The 19,232-nt window shown below is 59.5% G+C and carries 14 protein-coding genes, 1 tRNA gene, 1 other RNA gene and 1 pseudogene; 14 read left to right on the forward strand and 3 right to left on the reverse strand.

Going from position 1 to position 19,232, the window contains the following annotated elements; genetic code table 11:
- Window positions 1-40 precede the first annotated feature (40 nt).
- The 14 genes from ACJ8HA_RS15580 to dppF all read left to right on the forward strand — a co-directional run bounded on the left by ACJ8HA_RS15580 (window position 41) and on the right by dppF (window position 15,466).
- Window positions 41-505 carry a MarR family winged helix-turn-helix transcriptional regulator gene (locus ACJ8HA_RS15580; protein WP_049209001.1) on the forward strand — a complete coding sequence of 155 codons (465 nt, stop codon included), beginning with the start codon at window positions 41-43 and terminating at the stop codon, window positions 503-505.
- 160 nt (window positions 506-665) lie between these two features.
- Window positions 666-1,091, forward strand: coding sequence for an organic hydroperoxide resistance protein (locus ACJ8HA_RS15585; RefSeq protein ID WP_273865765.1), 426 nt, complete (start codon window positions 666-668; stop codon window positions 1,089-1,091).
- A 225-nt stretch (window positions 1,092-1,316) separates the two neighbouring features.
- The gene (gene eptB, locus ACJ8HA_RS15590) at window positions 1,317-3,011 is read left to right on the forward strand and encodes a kdo(2)-lipid A phosphoethanolamine 7''-transferase (protein WP_025304831.1); all 1,695 of its coding nucleotides are present in this window, start codon (window positions 1,317-1,319) and stop codon (window positions 3,009-3,011) included.
- 123 nt (window positions 3,012-3,134) lie between these two features.
- On the forward strand, window positions 3,135-3,725 hold the full coding sequence (gene uhpA / locus ACJ8HA_RS15595) for a transcriptional regulator UhpA (RefSeq protein WP_033645065.1): 591 nt from the start codon (window positions 3,135-3,137) through the stop codon (window positions 3,723-3,725).
- Window positions 3,722-5,266 carry a signal transduction histidine-protein kinase/phosphatase UhpB gene (gene uhpB / locus ACJ8HA_RS15600; RefSeq protein ID WP_148123030.1) on the forward strand — a complete coding sequence of 515 codons (1,545 nt, stop codon included), beginning with the start codon at window positions 3,722-3,724 and terminating at the stop codon, window positions 5,264-5,266. The genes uhpA and uhpB overlap by 4 nt, the downstream gene beginning before the upstream one ends.
- A 95-nt stretch (window positions 5,267-5,361) precedes the next feature.
- Window positions 5,362-6,693 carry an MFS transporter gene (locus tag ACJ8HA_RS15605; protein ID WP_025304834.1) on the forward strand — a complete coding sequence of 444 codons (1,332 nt, stop codon included), beginning with the start codon at window positions 5,362-5,364 and terminating at the stop codon, window positions 6,691-6,693.
- 120 nt (window positions 6,694-6,813) lie between these two features.
- Window positions 6,814-6,890 (forward strand) — tRNA-Pro (locus ACJ8HA_RS15610).
- Between the two features lie 36 nt (window positions 6,891-6,926).
- Window positions 6,927-7,055: non-coding RNA, RtT sRNA (locus ACJ8HA_RS15615), on the forward strand.
- A 424-nt stretch (window positions 7,056-7,479) separates the two neighbouring features.
- The gene (locus tag ACJ8HA_RS15620; protein ID WP_442515396.1) at window positions 7,480-9,171 is read left to right on the forward strand and encodes a glycosyl hydrolase family 18 protein; all 1,692 of its coding nucleotides are present in this window, start codon (window positions 7,480-7,482) and stop codon (window positions 9,169-9,171) included.
- 601 nt (window positions 9,172-9,772) lie between these two features.
- A complete protein-coding gene (dppA, locus tag ACJ8HA_RS15625) occupies window positions 9,773-11,380 on the forward strand; it encodes a dipeptide ABC transporter periplasmic-binding protein DppA (RefSeq protein ID WP_025304836.1) in 1,608 nt (535 codons plus the stop codon).
- Between the two features lie 170 nt (window positions 11,381-11,550).
- Window positions 11,551-12,570: a dipeptide ABC transporter permease DppB gene (gene dppB / locus ACJ8HA_RS15630; protein WP_038630050.1), complete on the forward strand. Its 1,020-nt coding sequence runs from the start codon at window positions 11,551-11,553 to the stop codon at window positions 12,568-12,570.
- Between the two features lie 11 nt (window positions 12,571-12,581).
- Complete coding sequence (gene dppC / locus ACJ8HA_RS15635; RefSeq protein ID WP_049295049.1) at window positions 12,582-13,484, forward strand: dipeptide ABC transporter permease DppC; 903 nt, start codon at window positions 12,582-12,584, stop codon at window positions 13,482-13,484.
- A 15-nt stretch (window positions 13,485-13,499) separates the two neighbouring features.
- Window positions 13,500-14,480 carry a dipeptide ABC transporter ATP-binding protein gene (gene dppD, locus ACJ8HA_RS15640; RefSeq protein ID WP_004934132.1) on the forward strand — a complete coding sequence of 327 codons (981 nt, stop codon included), beginning with the start codon at window positions 13,500-13,502 and terminating at the stop codon, window positions 14,478-14,480.
- Complete coding sequence (dppF, locus tag ACJ8HA_RS15645) at window positions 14,477-15,466, forward strand: dipeptide ABC transporter ATP-binding subunit DppF (RefSeq protein WP_015376237.1); 990 nt, start codon at window positions 14,477-14,479, stop codon at window positions 15,464-15,466. Before dppD ends, dppF begins: the two co-directional genes overlap by 4 nt.
- Before the next feature lie 298 nt (window positions 15,467-15,764).
- Here dppF and bcsG read toward each other — a convergent pair whose 3' ends face one another.
- The 3 genes and pseudogenes from bcsG to bcsE form a co-directional block, all read right to left on the reverse strand.
- On the reverse strand, window positions 15,765-17,420 hold the full coding sequence (gene bcsG / locus ACJ8HA_RS15650; protein ID WP_060434825.1) for a cellulose biosynthesis protein BcsG: 1,656 nt from the start codon (window positions 17,418-17,420) through the stop codon (window positions 15,765-15,767).
- Entirely contained in the window at window positions 17,417-17,620 is a 204-nt protein-coding gene (gene bcsF / locus ACJ8HA_RS15655; RefSeq protein WP_004934139.1) for a cellulose biosynthesis protein BcsF, read from the reverse strand. The genes bcsG and bcsF overlap by 4 nt, the downstream gene beginning before the upstream one ends.
- Window positions 17,607-19,175: pseudogene (gene bcsE / locus ACJ8HA_RS15660) on the reverse strand (cellulose biosynthesis protein BcsE). Before bcsE ends, bcsF begins: the two are co-directional and overlap by 14 nt.
- Window positions 19,176-19,232 lie beyond the last annotated feature (57 nt).

The following is a 19,232-nucleotide window of genomic DNA, read 5'->3' on the forward strand; positions in this document are numbered from 1 at the left end:
TAGCTTGCGATTACATCGTGCGCTATCTATATTCGTACGCATGAAAAGCACCGATACCGAACAACCCAAGGCGAAGAACCTGCTACAGCTCGATCAGCAGCTCTGTTTCGCGCTGTACTCCGCCAACCTGGCGCTGCACAAAGTCTACCGCAAGCTGTTGAGTCAGCTCGAACTCACCTACCCGCAATACCTGGTGATGATGGTGCTGTGGGAACGCGATCGGGTGACGGTATCGGATATCGGTGAGCGGCTGTTCCTCGATTCCGCCACGCTGACGCCGCTGCTGAAGCGGCTGGAAACCGCCGGTTTGCTGGTGCGCTATCGCGCCACCGCCGACGAGCGGCAGGTGATCATCGCACTCACCGAAGCCGGCCGCGCGCTGCGCGAGCGGGCGCAATCGGTGCCCGAGGCGGTGATGTGCGCTACCGACTGCAGCCTGGACGAGATCGTCTCGCTCAAACAGCAGCTGGAAAAGCTGCGCGGCAGCCTGATCGATCAGATTTGACCCGCCGCCGCCGGACGCAAGAACGGCACGGGTGGTCTACACTGGTTAATAAGTGTCAAAAATAAGTAGTGCGCGATTTAATCGCAAAAGATAAATATGTGACCGGCTTTACCTCGTGGAAGCCGTAGTCATCTCGCCAACCAGCAAGAAGGAATGAACGATGTCTATTGAGAAAGTGGTTTACCGCGCTCACGCCACCGCAACCGGCGGCCGCGACGGCCGTGCGACCTCCTCCGACGGCGTGTTGGACGTGAAATTGGGCGTGCCGAAAGAGATGGGCGGCGCCGGCGGCGAAGTCACCAACCCCGAGCAGCTGTTCGCTGCCGGTTACTCGGCCTGTTTCCTCGGCGCGTTGAAGTTTGTCGCGGCGAAGGAAAAGGTCAAAATCCCGGCCGAAGCCAAGATCGACGGCACCGTCGGCATCGGTGAGATCCCGAACGGCTTCGGCATCGAAGTGCTGCTGGATATCTCGCTGCCGGGCATCGAGCGCAGCGTGGCGGAAGATCTGGTGAAAAAGGCGCACGTGGTGTGCCCATACTCCAACGCTACCCGTGGAAATATCGATGTGACTCTGAACGTTAAGTAAGATTTTTGCCGAAATATGGAAAAAATGGAGGGTTTGTCCCTCCATTTTCTTGCGTGCCCTGCCTGAAAATCGTTCAAAAAAACGGTAAATTTTGTCCGTTTTGTGAGAATTCTCTTGATTATTACCCGCAAAATAACGCTTATTGCCGGTTGGCTGAACCAGAAGCCGCAATCAGTGTCTGACTGAGTCAGAACCGCTACACCGCCCCCGGAGCCACCGCGTTACATGAACAAAGTTAAATCGCTATCGCAGCAGAATTTATCGTTATTGTTAGCGATCTATATCGGCATCTTTCTCAACCTGTCCGTTTTCTATCGCCGTTTTGATTCGTTGGCGCATGGCATTCAGGGGATTAAGCTTATTTCGGCGGTGACGGAAGTCATCGCTATCGTCCTGTTCACATTCTTCATCATGCGGCTGGTATCGCTCGGCGGCCGGCTGTTTTATCGCATCGTCGCCTCGCTGCTGGTGTTGATTTCGGTGGCTGCCAGCTACTACATGACGTTTTTCAACGTGGTGATTGGCTACGGCATCGTGGTGTCGGTGATGACCACCGACATCGATCTGTCGAAAGAGGTGGTTGGCCTGCACTTTGTGCTGTGGATGGTGGCGCTCAGCGCCTTGCCGCTGCTGCTGATCTGGAAAAACAGCCTGCGTTACACCCTGATCGAACAGCTGAAAACCCCCGGCCATCGCATCAAACCGCTGCTGGTCTTGCTGGCGGTGGTGGCGTTGGTCTGGCTGCCGCTGCGCATGCTGGACGATGAGCAAAGCGTGCAAGAGAAGCTCTCCAACGTCGATCTGCCGAGCTACGGCGGCGTGGTGGCGCACTCGTATCTGCCGTCCAACTGGCTGTCGGCGCTGGGGCTGTTTGCCTACACCCGCTATGACGAAAGCCAGGACCAGAGCACGATGTTCGATCCGGGCAAACACTTCACTTATGTACCACCGGCGGATATCGACGATACCTACGTGGTGTTCATCATCGGTGAGACCACGCGCTGGGATCACATGGGGATGCTGGGCTATGAGCGTGATACCACGCCGCGGCTGTCTAAAGAGAAGAATCTGGTGGCGTTCCGCGGCGAGTCGTGTGACACCGCTACCAAGCTGTCGCTGCGCTGCATGTTCGTGCGCGAAGGCGGCACCGAAGACAACCCGCAGCGCACGCTGAAAGAGCAGAACGTGTTCGCGGTGCTGAAGGATCTGGGCTTCTCTTCCGAGCTGTTCGCCATGCAGAGCGAGGTGTGGTTCTACAACAACACCGAGGTGAACAACTATTCGTTCCGCGAGATGATCGCGTCCGAGAAGCGCAACGACGGTAAGGCGGTCGACGATATGCTGCTGGTGGACGAAATGAAGGAGTCGCTGGCGCGTTATCCGAAGGGCAAACACCTGGTGATCCTGCATACCAAAGGCTCGCACTACCTGTACTCGCAGCGCTATCCGCGCAGCTATGCGCGCTATCAGCCGGAGTGCATGGGGGTGGATGATTCGTGCACCAAGGCCCAGTTGATCAACGCCTTCGACAATACGGTGCTGTATACCGACAGCTTTATCAGTAATGTGATCGACCAGGTGCGGGACAAGAAGGCCATCGTGTTCTATGCCGCCGATCACGGCGAATCGATCGGTGAGAATACGCACCTGCACGGCACGCCGCGCGAAATGGCGCCGCCGGAGCAGTTCCGCGTGCCGATGATCGTGTGGGCGTCGGACAAGTTCCTCGAAAACCCGCAGCACCTCAGCGCCTTTGAGCAGCTGCAGGCGCAGCAGCGCATCGGCAAAACGCATCGCCATGTCGAGCTGTTTGACACCCTCCTTGGCTGCCTCGGATACACGTCTCCCGATGGCGGCATCGTGGATAAAAACAACTGGTGCCATCTGCCACAGGATAAAACGGCGCCAGCCCGTCTGTGATCCCTCCCGCCGGGTGCCTGCCTTGCGCACCCGGTAATTTCACCCAATACATTCTCTTCATCAATTATTCCGGTGTGTGCATACGGTATACTTGCGCACTTCCCCTTCTAACCGGAGATTTCCATGACCCTGCGCGTGGCGTTTATCGACGATCATGACATTGTGCGTTCGGGCTTTGTGCAGCTGCTGTCGCTGGAGGCCGATATTCAGGTGGTGGGCGAGTTCAGCAGCGCGGCGCAGGCGCGCGCCGGCCTGCCGGGGCTGGAGGCGGAAATCTGCATTTGCGACATTTCGATGCCGGACGGCAGCGGGCTGGATCTGCTGGCGGACATTCCTTCCGGCATCCGCGTGGTGATGCTGTCGATGCACGATAACCCGGCGCTGGTGGAAATGGCGCTGGAACGCGGCGCCAGCGGTTTCCTCTCCAAGCGTTGCAAACCGGAAGATCTGATCACCGCGGTGCGCACCGTCGCCGGCGGCGGCGTCTACCTGATGCCGGAAATCGCGCAGCAGTTGGCGCGGGTGAAGGTGGATCCATTGACCCGCCGCGAGCGCGAGATCGCGCTATTGCTGGCGCAGGGCCAGGAGGTGCGCGAGATCGCCGCCGCCTTGGGGCTGTCGCCGAAGACGGTGCATGTGCATCGCGCCAACCTGTTCGCCAAGCTGGGCATCACCAACAACGTTGAGCTGGCCAGACGGATGCTGAACCTGTGACGCAGCGCCTGATCACCCAGCTGGCGCTGTTTTTCATCTACGCCGCCAGCGCGTTTTGCCTGTGGGGCATCGGCACCGCGCTGATCGACCCGCCCTGGCAGGCGCTGCTGTTGTTCCCGTTCGGCTTGCGCATGGGCATTTTGCTGCAGAGCCCGTACCGTTTCTGGCCGGGGATCCTGCTGGCCGACCTGCTGCTGATGGCGCTGCTGGCGGACCAGTTCGGTTACGGCCCGGCGCTGTGGGCGTCGGTGGCGGTGCTGGTGCTGACGGTGCTGCTCAGCCTGCTGGCCTCGCCGTGGCTGTTGCGCCATCAGCAGAGCGACAGCGAATGGCGATGGCCGCTGTTGCAGGGCGCGGTGGTGGCCACCGCCGCCTTGCTGCAGGCGCTGGTGTGGCAGCTGGTGAGCGGCGAAGGCACCCGTGCGCTGCTGCTCGGCCTGACCGGCGGTTTCACCATCGCGCCGACCTGCCTGCTGTTGTGGCACTATCTGGCACGCCAAATCTGGGTGCCGCTGGAGCCGGGGCTGATCCACAAGCCGGTGGAGCTGCGTCTGGGCCACTTGGCCAGCTATCTGCTGCTGTTTGCATTCAGCATCTGGCTGCAGCAGCAGGTGAACGCCGCCGAGCTGCGGCGTTTCGCACCGTTCTGCCTGGCCATTCCTATCGTGTTCATGTCTTATCGCTATGGCTGGCAGGGCGCGTTGTTGGCGACGCTGCTCAACGGCGTGGCGCTGATGGTCAACGAGCCGCCGCAGCCGGAGTCGCACCGCGATCTGCTGCTGTCGCTGCTGGCTCAAAGCCTGACCGGGCTGCTGCTGGGCGCCGGCATTCAGCGCCAGCGCGAACTGAATCAACAGCTGCGGCTGCGGCTGGCGGAGAACCGCCAGCTGGCGCGGGCGCTGGTGACGGCGGAGGAGCAAACCCGGCGCGAGGTGGCGCGCGAGCTGCACGATGAAGTGGGGCAGACCATCACCGTGATCCGTACCCAGGCCAGCATCGTCAAACGCCTGGCGCCGGAACCGGCGGTGATCGGCTGCGCCGACACCATCGATGCGTTGGCGCTGCGGGTCTACGACGGGGTGCACGACGTGCTGACCCAGCTGTGGCCGGCGGCGCTGAACAACCTGCCGCTGTCGGCGGCGGTGGCGGCGATGCTGCGGGAATCGCTGCCGCAGGACGCGTCGCTGGTGAGCAGCCTGCAGTGGCAGGTACCGGACGAGCTGCTGGATGAAACGCTGAAAATCACGCTGTACCGGGTGTGTCAGGAAGGGGTGACCAATGTGTGCCGCCACGCCGGCGCCAGCCGCCTGGAGCTGGACGCACGCCTGCAGCCGCGCAAAGGCGCCGCGCCGCTGATCGCCCTGACCATCCGCGACAACGGCGTGGGCTTCGAGGCGGAAAACCATCAGCCGGGGTATGGCCTGCGCGGCATGCAGGAGCGCATCAGCGCCCTTGGCGGCAGCCTGCGGCTCACCTCGGAGCGGGGCGCCTGTTTGAGTGTGATCTTGCCCACAGTTTCACCGGAGCAAGCGCAAAACTAGGAAAAACTCCTAACTGCGTCGGGAATCCGGCGTAAGCCTCCCGCGCGCGCGGGGAGCATCATAGCGGCACTTTATTCAATCCTCTGAGGTTCCACATGTGGTCTTTCCTTAAAAGCCGCTCGGACGCGCCGCAGGTCACCGATCAACGGCAGATCGACGCCAGCTACAAATACTGGCGCATCCAGCTGATGTGCACCATGTACATCGGCTACGCTGCGTTTTACTTCACGCGCAAAAGCTTCAACTTCATCATGCCGGCGATGCTGAGCGATCTGGGTCTGACGATGTCCGACGTCGGTATCCTCGGCACGCTGTTCTACATCACCTACGGCTGCTCGAAATTCATTTCCGGCATGATCAGCGATCGCTCCAACCCGCGTTACTTTATGGGGTTGGGCCTGATCATGACCGGGGTGCTGAATATCTTCTTCGGCCTCAGCTCGTCGCTGCTGATGCTGGGCACGCTGTGGATCCTCAACGCCTTCTTCCAGGGTTGGGGCTGGCCGCCGTGCTCCAAAATCCTCACCAGCTGGTATTCGCGTTCCGAGCGCGGCAGTTGGTGGGCGATCTGGAACACCTCGCACAACGTCGGCGGCGCGCTGATCCCGCTGCTGGTGGGCTTTATCTCGCTGCACTTCAGCTGGCGTTACGGCATGATCATTCCCGGCATCATCGGCGTGGTGCTCGGCCTGCTGATGTGCTGGCGCCTGCGCGACAAGCCATCCACCCTGGGGTTGCCGAGCGTCGGCAAATGGCGTAACGACGCCATGGAGCTGGTGCAGGAATCGGAAGGCCAGGGGCTGAGCAACCGCGAGATCATCAAACGCTACGTGCTGACCAACAAGTACATCTGGCTGTTGGCGGTCTCTTACGTGCTGGTGTACATCGTGCGCACCGCGATCAACGACTGGGGCAACCTCTACCTGACGCAGGAAAAGGGCTATTCGCTGATGACCGCCAACTCGGCCATCTCGCTGTTTGAAGTGGGCGGTTTTATCGGTTCACTGGTGGCCGGTTGGGGCTCCGACAAGCTGTTCCGCGGCAACCGCGGCCCGATGAACCTGATTTTCGCCATCGGTATCTTCCTGTCGGTGGCGGCGCTGTGGCTGATGCCGGGCGTGACCTACCTGCTGCAGGCCTGCTGCTTCTTCGCCATCGGCTTCTTCATCTTCGGCCCGCAGATGCTGATCGGCATGGCGGCGGCGGAGTGCTCGCACAAGGATGCGGCGGGCGCGGCGACCGGTTTCGTCGGCCTGTTCGCCTACCTGGGCGCAGCGCTGTCCGGCTATCCGATTGCGCGAGTGATGGAAGTCTGGCACTGGAACGGCTTCTTCGTGGTGATTTCCATCGCCGCCTGCCTGTCGGCGCTGTTCCTGCTGCCGTTCCTGCGTGCGCAGACGCCGGCACTGAAACCGGCCAACGCCTGAGTAAAATACGCTGCGCAGCCCCCGGCGCAGCGCATTATGGCGCTTTTATCATCACTTGAAATGCAGGGGAAAAAAAGTGATTGACGCCTATAACCGCCAGCAGTAAGATGCGCCCCGCATCGGCGAGTAGCGCAGCTTGGTAGCGCAACTGGTTTGGGACCAGTGGGTCGGAGGTTCGAATCCTCTCTCGCCGACCACCATTCGAAAAACCTGCTTTTTAAAGCAGGTTTTTTTTCGCCCGTAGTTTATGAGGATGAGTACCTCCGCAGGAGGTTCGAGCCTCGCGAAGCGAGACAACGTTGCTTTAGCAACGGCCCGCAGGGCGCGCATCAAAGATGCGCGTAATCCTCTCTCGCCGACCACCATTCGAAAAACCTGCTTTTTAAAGCAGGTTTTTTTTCGCCTGTCGTTTATGAGGATGAGTACCTCCTCGCTACGACCGGCTTCGCTTTATGGCGTGCCTCAATCTGCCGTCCTCGTGAAATATATTTATCCTTTACGCTTAATTAATTCACATTCCTTATTCCCATTAGGTTCTTATTTTCATGTTTAAATAAATTCATGCTTGCCAAATAAAACCCGATTGATAGCGCTCTTGTTTTCACGTTTTTTTTACCTATAGTCTAAATGGACAACGCGGGAACTCTTATTCCCGTCGCGTGGGAAATGCCGTGATTATTTATTAACGTTAATCTTCGTGGATTATTGCGGAATTTTTTCGCTTCGGCAATGCGTAGCGACGATTAACTCTTTTATGTTTATCCTCTCGGAATAAAGGAATCAGTTATGCGCAAATTTAATAAACCGCTGTTGGCGCTGTTGATCGGCAGCACGCTGTGTTCCGCGGCGCAGGCCGCCGCGCCGGGCAAGCCGACCATCGCCTGGGGCAACACCAAGTTCGCCATTGTCGAAGTCGATCAGGCGGCCACCGCTTATAATAATCTGGTGAAGGTAAAAAATGCCGCCGACGTTTCTGTCTCCTGGAATTTATGGAATGGCGACACCGGCACGACGGCAAAAATTTTATTAAATGGCAAAGAGGCGTGGAGCGGCCCTTCAACCGGTTCTTCCGGTACGGCGAATTTTAAAGTGAATAAAGGCGGCCGTTATCAAATGCAGGTGGCACTGTGTAATGCCGACGGCTGCACCGCCAGCGACGCCACCGAAATTGTGATGGCCGACACCGACGGCAGCCATTTGGCGCCGTTGAAAGAGCCGCTGCTGGAAAAGAATAAACCGTATAAACAGAACTCCGGCAAAGTGGTCGGTTCTTATTTCGTCGAGTGGGGCGTTTACGGGCGCAATTTCACCGTCGACAAGATCCCGGCGCAAAACCTGACCCACCTGCTGTACGGCTTTATCCCGATCTGCGGCGGCAATGGCATCAACGACAGCCTGAAAGAGATCGAAGGCAGTTTCCAGGCCTTGCAGCGCTCCTGTCAGGGCCGCGAGGACTTCAAAGTCTCGATCCACGATCCGTTCGCCGCGCTGCAAAAAGCGCAGAAGGGCGTGACCGCCTGGGATGACCCCTACAAGGGCAACTTCGGCCAGCTGATGGCGCTGAAGCAGGCGCATCCTGACCTGAAAATTCTGCCGTCGATCGGCGGCTGGACGCTGTCCGACCCGTTCTTCTTCATGGGCGACAAGGTGAAGCGCGATCGCTTCGTCGGTTCGGTAAAAGAGTTCCTGCAGACCTGGAAGTTCTTCGACGGCGTGGATATCGACTGGGAGTTCCCGGGCGGCAAAGGCGCCAACCCTAACCTGGGCAGCCCGCAAGACGGGGAAACCTATGTGCTGCTGATGAAGGAGCTGCGGGCGATGCTGGATCAGCTGTCGGCGGAAACCGGCCGCAAGTATGAGCTGACCTCCGCCATCAGCGCTGGCAAGGACAAGATCGACAAGGTGGCTTACAACGTTGCGCAGAACTCGATGGATCACATCTTCCTGATGAGCTACGACTTCTATGGCGCCTTCGATCTGAAGAACCTGGGGCATCAGACCGCGCTGAATGCGCCGGCCTGGAAACCGGATACCGCCTACACCACGGTGAACGGCGTGAATGCGCTGCTGACGCAGGGCGTCAAGCCGGGCAAGATCGTCGTCGGCACCGCCATGTATGGCCGCGGCTGGACCGGGGTGAACGGCTACCAGAACAACATTCCGTTCACCGGTACCGCCACCGGGCCGGTTAAAGGCACCTGGGAGAATGGCATCGTGGACTACCGCCAAATCGCCAGCCAGTTCATGAGCGGCGAGTGGCAGTATACCTACGACGCCACGGCGGAAGCGCCTTACGTGTTCAAACCTTCCACCGGCGATCTGATCACCTTCGACGATGCCCGCTCGGTGCAGGCCAAAGGCCAGTACGTGTTGGATAAGCAGTTGGGCGGCCTGTTCTCCTGGGAGATCGACGCGGACAACGGCGATATTCTCAACAGCATGAACGCCAGCCTGGGCAATAGCGCCGGCGTTCAATAATCGGTTGCAGTGCGTTGCCGGGGGATATCCTTTCGCCCCCGGCTTTTTCGCAGCCGAAAGTTTTTTTACGCCGCACAGATTGTGGGCCTGCCCGGTGCAAAACGCGCTCATCGGACTCACCCTTTTGGGTAATCCTTCAGCATTTCCTCCTGTCTTTAACGGCGATCACAAAAATAACCGTTCAGATATTCATCATTCAGCAACAAAGTTTTGGCGTTTTTTAACGGAGTTAAAAACCAGTAACTTTGTTAGGGTCAGACCAATGCGCTAAAAATGGCCGCTTAGCATAAATTTTCATGCTGGAACTGTTAACAAAAGGTTTTTTTTATGTTTGTTTGCTGTTTCTCACAGTCTGCGTAAATCCCCACTGGTTATATTGACGACACCCCAAACAGTTGGCAACTTGATAGCCTCAGGGGTAAGAGCGAGAGTTGTTTGAGTGAATTCCACGCGCTCAGACGTCCCCGCCGCGATGCGTTCCATCCGGCATTCTCTCCTCGTACGCCTTCTGCCTTCGGGCGCCGATCGCACAGGCCACGCAATAAAAAATACAGGTCTGGCGGCAATTACACACATCACATCACACAATGGAGCACTAACGATGACACGTTCCTTGGGTAAATCGGGGATTCTGAAATTCGGTATTGGGCTGATCGCGCTGACCGTGGCGGCCAGCGTACAGGCCAAGACGTTGGTTTACTGTTCTGAAGGTTCCCCGGAAGGGTTCAACCCGCAGCTGTTTACCTCCGGCACCACCTACGACGCCAGCTCGGTACCGATCTACAACCGCCTGGTCGAATTCAAAATCGGCACCACCGAACTGCAGCCGGGCCTGGCTGAGAAGTGGGACGTCAGCGAAGACGGCAAAACCTACACCTTCCACCTGCGCAAAGGCGTGAAGTGGCAGAGCAACAAAGACTTCAAACCGACGCGCGATTTCAACGCCGACGACGTGGTGTTCTCCTTTGAGCGCCAGTTGGATGCGAACAACGCCTACCACAAAGTGTCCGGCGGCAGCTACGAATACTTTGAAGGCATGGACATGCCTAAGCTGATCGCCAAGATTGAAAAAGTGGACGACAACACCGTGCGCTTCGTGCTGAACCGCCCGGAGGCGCCGTTCCTGGCTGACCTGGGCATGGACTTCGCGTCCATCCTGTCCGCCGAATACGCCGACGTGATGATGAAAGCCGGCACGCCGGAGAAAGTCGACCTGAATCCGATCGGCACCGGTCCGTTCCAGCTGCTGCAATACCAGAAAGACTCCAAGATCCTGTACAAGGCATTCGACGGTTTCTGGGGCACCAAGCCGAAGATCGATCGCCTGGTGTTCTCCATCACGCCTGACGCCTCCGTGCGCTACGCCAAACTGCAGAAAAACGAATGTCAGGTGATGCCGTACCCGAACCCGGCCGATATCGCCCGAATGAAGCAAGACAAGTCCATCAACCTGATGGAACAGCCAGGCCTGAACGTGGGTTACCTGTCGTTCAACGTCGAGAAAAAGCCGCTGGATAACCTGAAGGTGCGCCAGGCGTTGACCATGGCGGTCAACAAGCAGGCGATCATCGACGCGGTTTATCAGGGCGCGGGCCAGGCGGCCAAGAACCTGATTCCGCCAACCATGTGGGGCTATAACGACGCGGTGCAGGATTACGCTTACGATCCGGCCAAGGCGAAAGAGTTGCTGAAAGAAGCGGGCATGGCCGACGGTTTCAGCATCGACCTGTGGGCGATGCCGGTACAGCGTCCTTACAACCCGAACGCACGCCGCATGGCGGAAATGATCCAGGCCGACTGGGCCAAGATCGGCGTGAAAGCCAAAATCGTGACCTATGAGTGGGGTGAATACCTCAAGCGCGCCAAAGCGGGCGAGCACCAGACGGTGATGATGGGCTGGACCGGCGACAACGGGGATCCGGATAACTTCTTCGCCACGCTGTTCAGCTGCGCGGCGGCGAAAGACGGCTCCAACTACTCCCGCTGGTGCTACAAGCCGTTTGAAGATCTGATTCAACCGGCGCGCGCCGAATCCAACCACGACAAGCGCATCGAACTGTACAAACAGGCGCAGGTGGTGATGCACGATCAGGCTCCGGCGCTGATTGTCGCACACTCCACCGTGTACGAGCCTGTGCGTAAGGAAGTGAAAGGCTACGTCGTGGATCCGCTCGGTAAGCATCACTTCGAGAATGTCTCTGTAGACTGATTTCGACCGCTTTACCGGAGACGCACGAATGGACTTGCAGGGGCGCAACAGGTTTGCGCCCCTGCTGACCAGTCTCCGGCGTATGGCCGTCGAATCGTTCAAAGGCATGTGAGCGTTAATAAGCCTGGCGGACGATGAGCTGCCGGGCATTGATACAGAGAGTTCGGGATATGTTGCAGTTCATACTCCGACGTTTGGGGTTAGTTATCCCAACGTTTATCGGCATTACATTGCTGACTTTTGCATTCGTCCATATGATCCCCGGCGACCCGGTGACCATCATGGCCGGGGAACGCGGTATCTCCGCCGAGCGCCACGCGCAGCTGATGGCGGAAATGGGGCTGGACAAGCCGCTTTATCAACAATATTTCTCCTACGTGTCCAACGTGCTGCACGGCGATCTGGGCACCTCACTCAAAAGCCGCATCTCCGTCTGGAGCGAGTTCGTTCCGCGCTTTCAGGCTACGCTGGAGCTGGGCTTCTGCGCGATGCTTTTCGCGGTGCTGGTAGGCATCCCGGTCGGGGTGCTGGCGGCGGTCAAACGTGGCTCGGTCTTCGATCATACTGCGGTGGGCATCTCGCTGACCGGCTATTCGATGCCGATTTTCTGGTGGGGCATGATGCTGATCATGCTGGTGTCGGTGCAGCTTAACCTGACGCCGGTGTCGGGGCGCATCAGCGACACGGTATTCCTTGACGACAGCCAGCCGCTGACCGGCTTTATGCTGATAGACACCCTGATCTGGGGCGAGCCGGGCGACTTTATCGACGCGGTGATGCACATGATCCTGCCGGCCATCGTGCTGGGCACCATCCCGCTGGCGGTGATCGTGCGCATGACCCGTTCCTCGATGCTGGAGGTGTTGGGTGAAGACTACATTCGCACCGCCCGCGCCAAGGGCGTGAGCCGTATGCGGGTGATCGTCGTCCACGCGCTGCGCAACGCGCTGCTGCCGGTGGTGACGGTGATCGGGCTGCAAGTCGGCACCATGCTGGCCGGCGCCATTCTGACCGAAACCATCTTCTCCTGGCCGGGGCTGGGCCGCTGGCTGATCGACGCGCTGCAGCGCCGCGATTACCCGGTGGTGCAGGGCGGGGTGTTGCTGGTCGCCTGTATGATCATTCTGGTTAACCTGCTGGTAGACGTGCTCTACGGCGTGGTCAACCCGCGTATTCGCCACAAGAAATAAGGGGCGCTCTCATGTCTCAAATCACTGAGTCTGCAGTTAAAGGTGCGCCGAAGCCAATGACCCCGTTTCAGGAGTTCTGGCACTATTTCAAGCGCAATAAAGGGGCCGTGATCGGCCTGGTGTATATCGTTCTGATGCTGGTGATCGCGCTCGGCGCCGGCGTGCTGGCGCCGCATGCGCCGGCGGACCAGTTCCGCGATGCTCTGCTCAAGCCGCCGGTGTGGCAAGAGGGCGGCAGCTGGCAATATATCCTCGGCACCGACGACGTGGGCCGCGACGTCCTGTCGCGCCTGATGTACGGTGCACGGCTGTCGCTGTTGGTCGGCTGCCTGGTGGTAGTGCTGTCGCTGATCATGGGCGTGATATTCGGCCTGCTGGCCGGTTACTTCGGCGGCGTGGTAGACGCGATTATCATGCGCGTCGTCGACATCATGCTGGCTCTGCCGAGCCTGCTGCTGGCACTGGTACTGGTGGCGGTATTCGGGCCGTCGATCGTTAACGCTTCGCTGGCGCTGACCTTCGTCGCCCTGCCGCACTATGTACGTTTGACGCGCGCGGCGGTGCTGGTGGAGGTCAACCGCGACTACGTCACCGCATCGCGGGTGGCGGGCGCCGGCGCACTGCGCCAGATGTTCGTCAATATTCTGCCTAACTGCCTGGCGCCTTTGATCGTGCAGGCTTCTCTCGGTTTCTCGAACGCCATTCTGGACATGGCCGCGCTCGGCTTTCTGGGCATGGGCGCGCAGCCGCCGACGCCGGAGTGGGGCACCATGCTCTCCGACGTGCTGCAGTTCGCGCAAAGTGCCTGGTGGGTGGTGACCTTCCCCGGCGTGGCGATCCTGCTGACGGTGCTGGCATTCAACCTGATGGGGGACGGTTTGCGTGACGCTCTCGACCCCAAACTCAAGCAGTAACAGAGGACGAGAGAGATGGCGTTATTGAATGTAGACAAGCTTTCGGTGCACTTCGGTGACGAAGGCACCCCGTTCCGCGCGGTAGACCGCATCAGTTACAGCGTGGAGCAAGGTCAGGTGGTCGGCATCGTCGGTGAATCCGGCTCCGGCAAATCCGTCAGTTCGCTGGCGATCATGGGCCTGATCGATTTCCCCGGCAAGGTGATGGCCGACAAGCTGGAGTTCAACGGCCAGGATCTGCGCAAGATCTCCGAAAAAGAGCGCCGCCAGCTGGTGGGCTCCGAAGTGGCGATGATCTTCCAGGATCCGATGACCAGCCTGAACCCGTGCTATACCGTCGGTTATCAGATCATGGAGGCGCTGAAGGTGCATCAGGGCGGCAATCGCCGCACTCGCCGCCAGCGTGCTATCGACCTGCTGACCCAGGTGGGCATTCCGGATCCGGCTTCGCGGCTGGACGTATACCCGCACCAGCTTTCCGGCGGCATGAGCCAGCGCGTAATGATCGCCATGGCCATCGCCTGTCGGCCGAAGCTGCTGATCGCCGATGAGCCGACGACCGCGCTCGACGTGACCATCCAGGCGCAGATCATCGAGCTGTTGCTGGACCTGCAGCAGCGCGAAAACATGGCGCTGCTGCTGATCACCCACGATCTGGCGCTGGTGGCGGAAGCCGCGCATCACATCATCGTGATGTACGCCGGCCAGGTGGTGGAATCCGGCAAGGCGGCGGAGATTTTCCGCGCGCCGCGCCACCCGTACACCCAGGCACTGCTGCGCGCGCTGCCGGAGTTTGCCGCCGACAAGGCGCGGTTGGCTTCGCTGCCGGGCGTGGTGCCGGGCAAATACGATCGCCCGACCGGCTGCCTGCTCAATCCGCGTTGTCCGTACGCCAACGAGCGCTGCCGTAACGAGGAGCCGGAACTGCGCAGCATTCCCGGCCGTCAGGTTAAATGTCACACACCGCTGGATGATGCGGGGAGGCCGACCGTATGAGCCAGAATCAACCTTTACTGCAGGCGATTGACCTGAAGAAGCATTACCCGGTGAAAAAGGGTCTGTTCGCGCCGGAGCGGCTGGTCAAGGCGCTCGACGGTGTGTCCTTCACCCTGGAGCGCGGCAAAACGCTGGCGGTGGTCGGCGAATCGGGCTGCGGCAAATCGACGCTCGGCCGCCTGCTGACGATGATCGAAGTGCCGACCGGCGGCGAGCTGTACTACCAGGGGCAGGATCTGCTGAAGCCGGACGTCTCGGCCGAGAAACTGCGACGCCAGAAGATCCAAATCGTGTTCCAGAATCCTTACGGATCGCTCAACCCGCGCAAGAAGGTCGGGCAGATCCTCGAGGAGCCGCTGTTGATCAACACGTCGCTCAGCGCCGCCGAACGGCGGGAAAAAGCGCTGGAGATGATGGCGAAGGTCGGCCTGAAGACCGAACATTATGACCGCTACCCGCACATGTTCTCCGGCGGCCAGCGCCAGCGTATCGCCATTGCCCGCGGGCTGATGCTGAATCCGGACGTGGTGATCGCCGATGAACCGGTGTCGGCATTGGACGTGTCGGTGCGCGCGCAGGTGCTGAACCTGATGATGGATCTGCAGCAGGAGCTGGGGCTGTCCTATGTGTTTATCTCGCACGATCTGTCGGTGGTGGAACACATCGCCGACGAGGTGATGGTGATGTACCTCGGTCGCTGCGTGGAAAAGGGCAGCAAAGAGGCGATCTTCAACAACCCGCGTCATCCGTACACTCAGGCGCTGCTGTCGGCGACGCCGCGGTTAAACCCGGATATGCGCCGCGAGCGCATCAAATTGACCGGCGAGCTGCCCAGCCCGATGAATCCGCCGCCGGGCTGTGCGTTCAATGCCCGCTGCCGCCGCGCTTTTGGCACCTGCGTACAGCTGCAGCCGCAGCTCAAACAGTACGGTGAGCAGATGGTGGCCTGCTTTGCGGTCGATCAGGACGAACATCCGGGGGCGTAAGGCGTCGAACGTCATCGCTTAAATTCACGCCGGCATCACGCCGGCGTTTTTTATTACTCAATCAAAGGGTTAGTCAGTAAACGATCGCGACAACCCATTTTTTAAATTATTCCCTTAACGTCATTCTGACAAATCGTTATTTTTTTAAGAATCTTCGCATGAAAATAATAATCGAATAATAGAATTCAATGGTTTGTTGTTAATAACATTCTGTCGGTCGAGCTGTTTCGCCATTTCTATTATAAAACCCTAATAAAAAAGCACGCCGGCGGCGTGCTTTAGGTTGATGAGATCGCGCTTATTGCGGATAAGGCACCCAGTCGCCGCCGTTCAGGCGAATGTAAGGCTTGCCCTGATATTGCATCACGATAGCGTTGTCGTTTTCGGAGATGACCGGGGTCTGCGGCAGCCCCTGCGTCAGTGTCTGCCAATCGACGCTGGATTCGCTGAAGACCTTGCCGTCCACCAGGCGCGACACCAGTTCAGACAGCGCCAGATAGCTGCTCGGCGTTTTGATCTGCAGCGGACTGCCCTGATGCGGCGCCTTCATGCCCACCAGTTTGATGCCGACCGGCGTATGGGTGATGTTCGGGCTGGGGATATCGCGCAGGCCGGACATCTGCATCTTGTCACCCACTAACGCCGCCCCGTGTTCCGGCACGATCACCACCACCACTTTGCGGCCGGATTTTTCCAGCTGATCGAGGAAGGTGTTCAGCTGATCGAACAGCTTCTGCGCGCGTGGCTGATAGTCGGCGCTCTTGTTGGCGCCGACGAAGCGGTTGCCGTCGTGCAGCGGGATGACGTTGAAGAAGGTAGCGGTGCGGCCGTCGCCGCCTTTTTGCTGCTGATCCAGCCAGCGGGTCAGCAATTCGAGATCGTTATAAATCGGCTCTCCGTCGAACGACGTCAGCTCGTTGCCGATGCCGGCCTGCGACATTAACGGCGCCTGCATGTCGCCCTGTTCACGCAGCTCTTTCAGGTAGTTGCCGAATACCCCGGAGTGATCGAGCATCAGCTGTTCCTTGAAGCCGAGTTTTGTCAGGTTGTCGAACAGGTAACACTGCTGGTTCACCGGCTGGTACAAATCATGATGCGAAAGCTGGCCGCAGCTGGCGCGCAGCAACCGTATCGAGGCCGGGCCGCTGTAGGCGGTGGCCGAATTGAAGCTGTCGAACATGATATCCATCTTCGACCACAGCGGATGATTCTGTAGGTTGACCGCGTCCATATCGGCCCAGGCCAGCGAACAGATGTTGATCACCAGCAGATCGAACGGCTGGGCGTCGGCGGGCAAGGTGGTCGGGAACGCGGTGGCGCGGCCTTTTTCCCGGTCGTAGAACTGGTTCAGGTAGGCCGTCAGGTTGGCGCTGGTCGGCGGCAGGCTGTCCGCCGGCGCAGCGTTCCCCGCCACCGGCGCGGCCGTGGCCGGCGTATTGGCGCTGCCGGCCGAGGCTGTGGAGGTCGCGGGCAGCAGTGAGACCGCCGGCCCGGCAATGTTGACGATATTGAGCCACACCAGCGCCGCCACGGTGAATACGGTGACGCGCACCCATTGCGCGACGAACAGGTAGGCGATAAACAGTACGAAGGCCGCGCCGATCATCTGCCAGTTGATAAAGCGGTTGACCAGTTCCAGCAGATACTGGGCGCTGAAGCCGGCCAGCTGCGACCCCTGGCTGAGAATGCTGTTGATGCCCGGCAGCCAGGTGTCGTGGTAGAACAAGGCGATGCCGATCGGGATGGCGAGGTAGTGGCGCCAGCGATGCAGGCGTTGCGAAGGGATCGGCATCAGCAGAAACGCCATGAACACCAGGTTCGGCAGCGCGTGGAAATTCAGGTAGCCGAACCACAGCAGGGCGAATTTAGCCAGAAAGTAAAGGTTCCAGCCACCCAGCCCACGCCAGTAGCGCCACAGAGCGTTATCGGATTGCGTATTCGAGTTTCGATTCATGGCTGCTTCTTACGTTTAATCTGAGATGAGGAGCCAGTGCGCACCCACAAACCGGCGGATTTCAAATAGCGCGGCGATAACAACAGGTTTTGCCAGTATTGACGCAAATGCGGAAAACGCCGGTGAAAGGCGTAACCCAGCGGAATGAAGATCAGCGCGCACAGCAGGATCAGTTGCACGATATCGTTAAGGTTCAGCATGCGGTTCCTCCTGCGGGTCAAGCGACAGCGTGAAGGCGACCGGCTGCCGCCGTTCCACGGGTTCCTCGGCCACCGCCACGCTGGGGCGCGGCGCGGCGCCGGCGGTACCGGTAGCCGAAATCTGCCAGTGCCCCTGGGCCATGCGTTTGATTTCCGAAACGATATCGACGTCCTAGTGCCACACCACCCGGTTGCTGAAGGCTTCATCCACCGGCAGCCGGAAGATGAACTTCAGCGCGGTATCCAGATCGTTGATGCGGCAGGTGGACAGGAACAGCACCAGCCGCCCCTGCACCACGGTCATCACATCGCCGAACCGCCGCAGGTGGCACAGGGTCATCGCCTGTTCCGCGCGCAGACCGATGGCCGGGCGCAGCGCCACCATCACGCCTTTGCCATCCTCAGGCAGCAGCGTGTTGCCCATCAGCGAAAGCACCGCCTGGCTGAACGCTTCCGGCCGCATATAGCCTTTGAGCTGCAGCGGGCGCAAACCGGCCAGCAACGCATCGATGTCGGCGGGCACATGGCGTGAGAAACGCTGCCCCTGGATGCCCTCGAGCATGGTGAGAAAACGCGACAGCGGCGCGACGTGCGGCACGATCAGATTGGCGCCGCAGGCCAGCAGCAGCCGTTCGTCACTGTAGCGCAGGCTGGCGCTCATCTCGCGCACCGCGATTTTCAGGCCGCTGCCGCGGCTGCGTCGCAGGGTGTGGATCTGGTGCGCCAGGTGATCGATTTGGTCGCTTTGATACAACGCGAAAATCAACGTTGCCGAGAGTCTCAGCATGCCGTGCTGCGCCAGTTCGTCGTTGCTCTCCAACAGCTGCCAGTTGGCGGACAGCGGCGGCGCGCCCTCCAGAATGCTGCGTTCGGCCAGATACTGACCTTCGTCGCTGCGCAAGGCGGTGGGGGAGGGTTGACTATTTTCATCCTCGCCCTGCCAGCCGCCTTGCGCGGCGTACAACGTCAGCAGTTGATTGGCGTTGATGCCGTTTTCGGTGCTCCACCAGTTCACCAGATATTGCGCGCTGTCCTGCTGCCATTGCAGGCTGGATAGGCCGTTCAGGATACGATGCTGTGCGCTGAGCTGCCCTTTAAGCTTATTGATGCCGCCGCCGTGGCTGAGGATCAACAGCGTGCAGCCCTGCCGCCGCAGCCAGGCGGCGAGGGTACGCGTCCACTCGCGCAGCTCTTCGGTGGTGAAGGTTTGCCACAGGCTGGCGTGGGCCAGCAGGATAAGCAAGCGATTCTGCGGCCGCAGGGCGCGCATCAGATCGTCGCTCAGCTGCGTCAGCGCGGCTTTTTTCTCTGGTAATTGATACAGCGGCAGCTTTTGCAAAGCGGGCGAAGCCAGCTCGGCCAGCAGGCTTTCGGGTTTGTCGCCGCTGCAGATCAGGGCGACTTTGTGAGTGGCCGGCTGGGCGGCGATCACCTGGCGACACAGCAACGCGGCGTCGCTTTGCCTGTCGACATTGATCCAATAGAGCCCCGGAGCCTGCATCACCGAGAGCTCTTCCCAAATCTGCCGAATGCCTAGAGAAAAAGAGTGCGCCATAGGATGTGTTCTACTTTCGTTGAAAGCCGACTAAAGGCGTTTATATTTAAAGATAGC

Source organism: Serratia sp. CY33802, assembly GCF_052169095.1.
Classification (GTDB): Bacteria; Pseudomonadota; Gammaproteobacteria; order Enterobacterales; family Enterobacteriaceae; genus Serratia; species Serratia bockelmannii.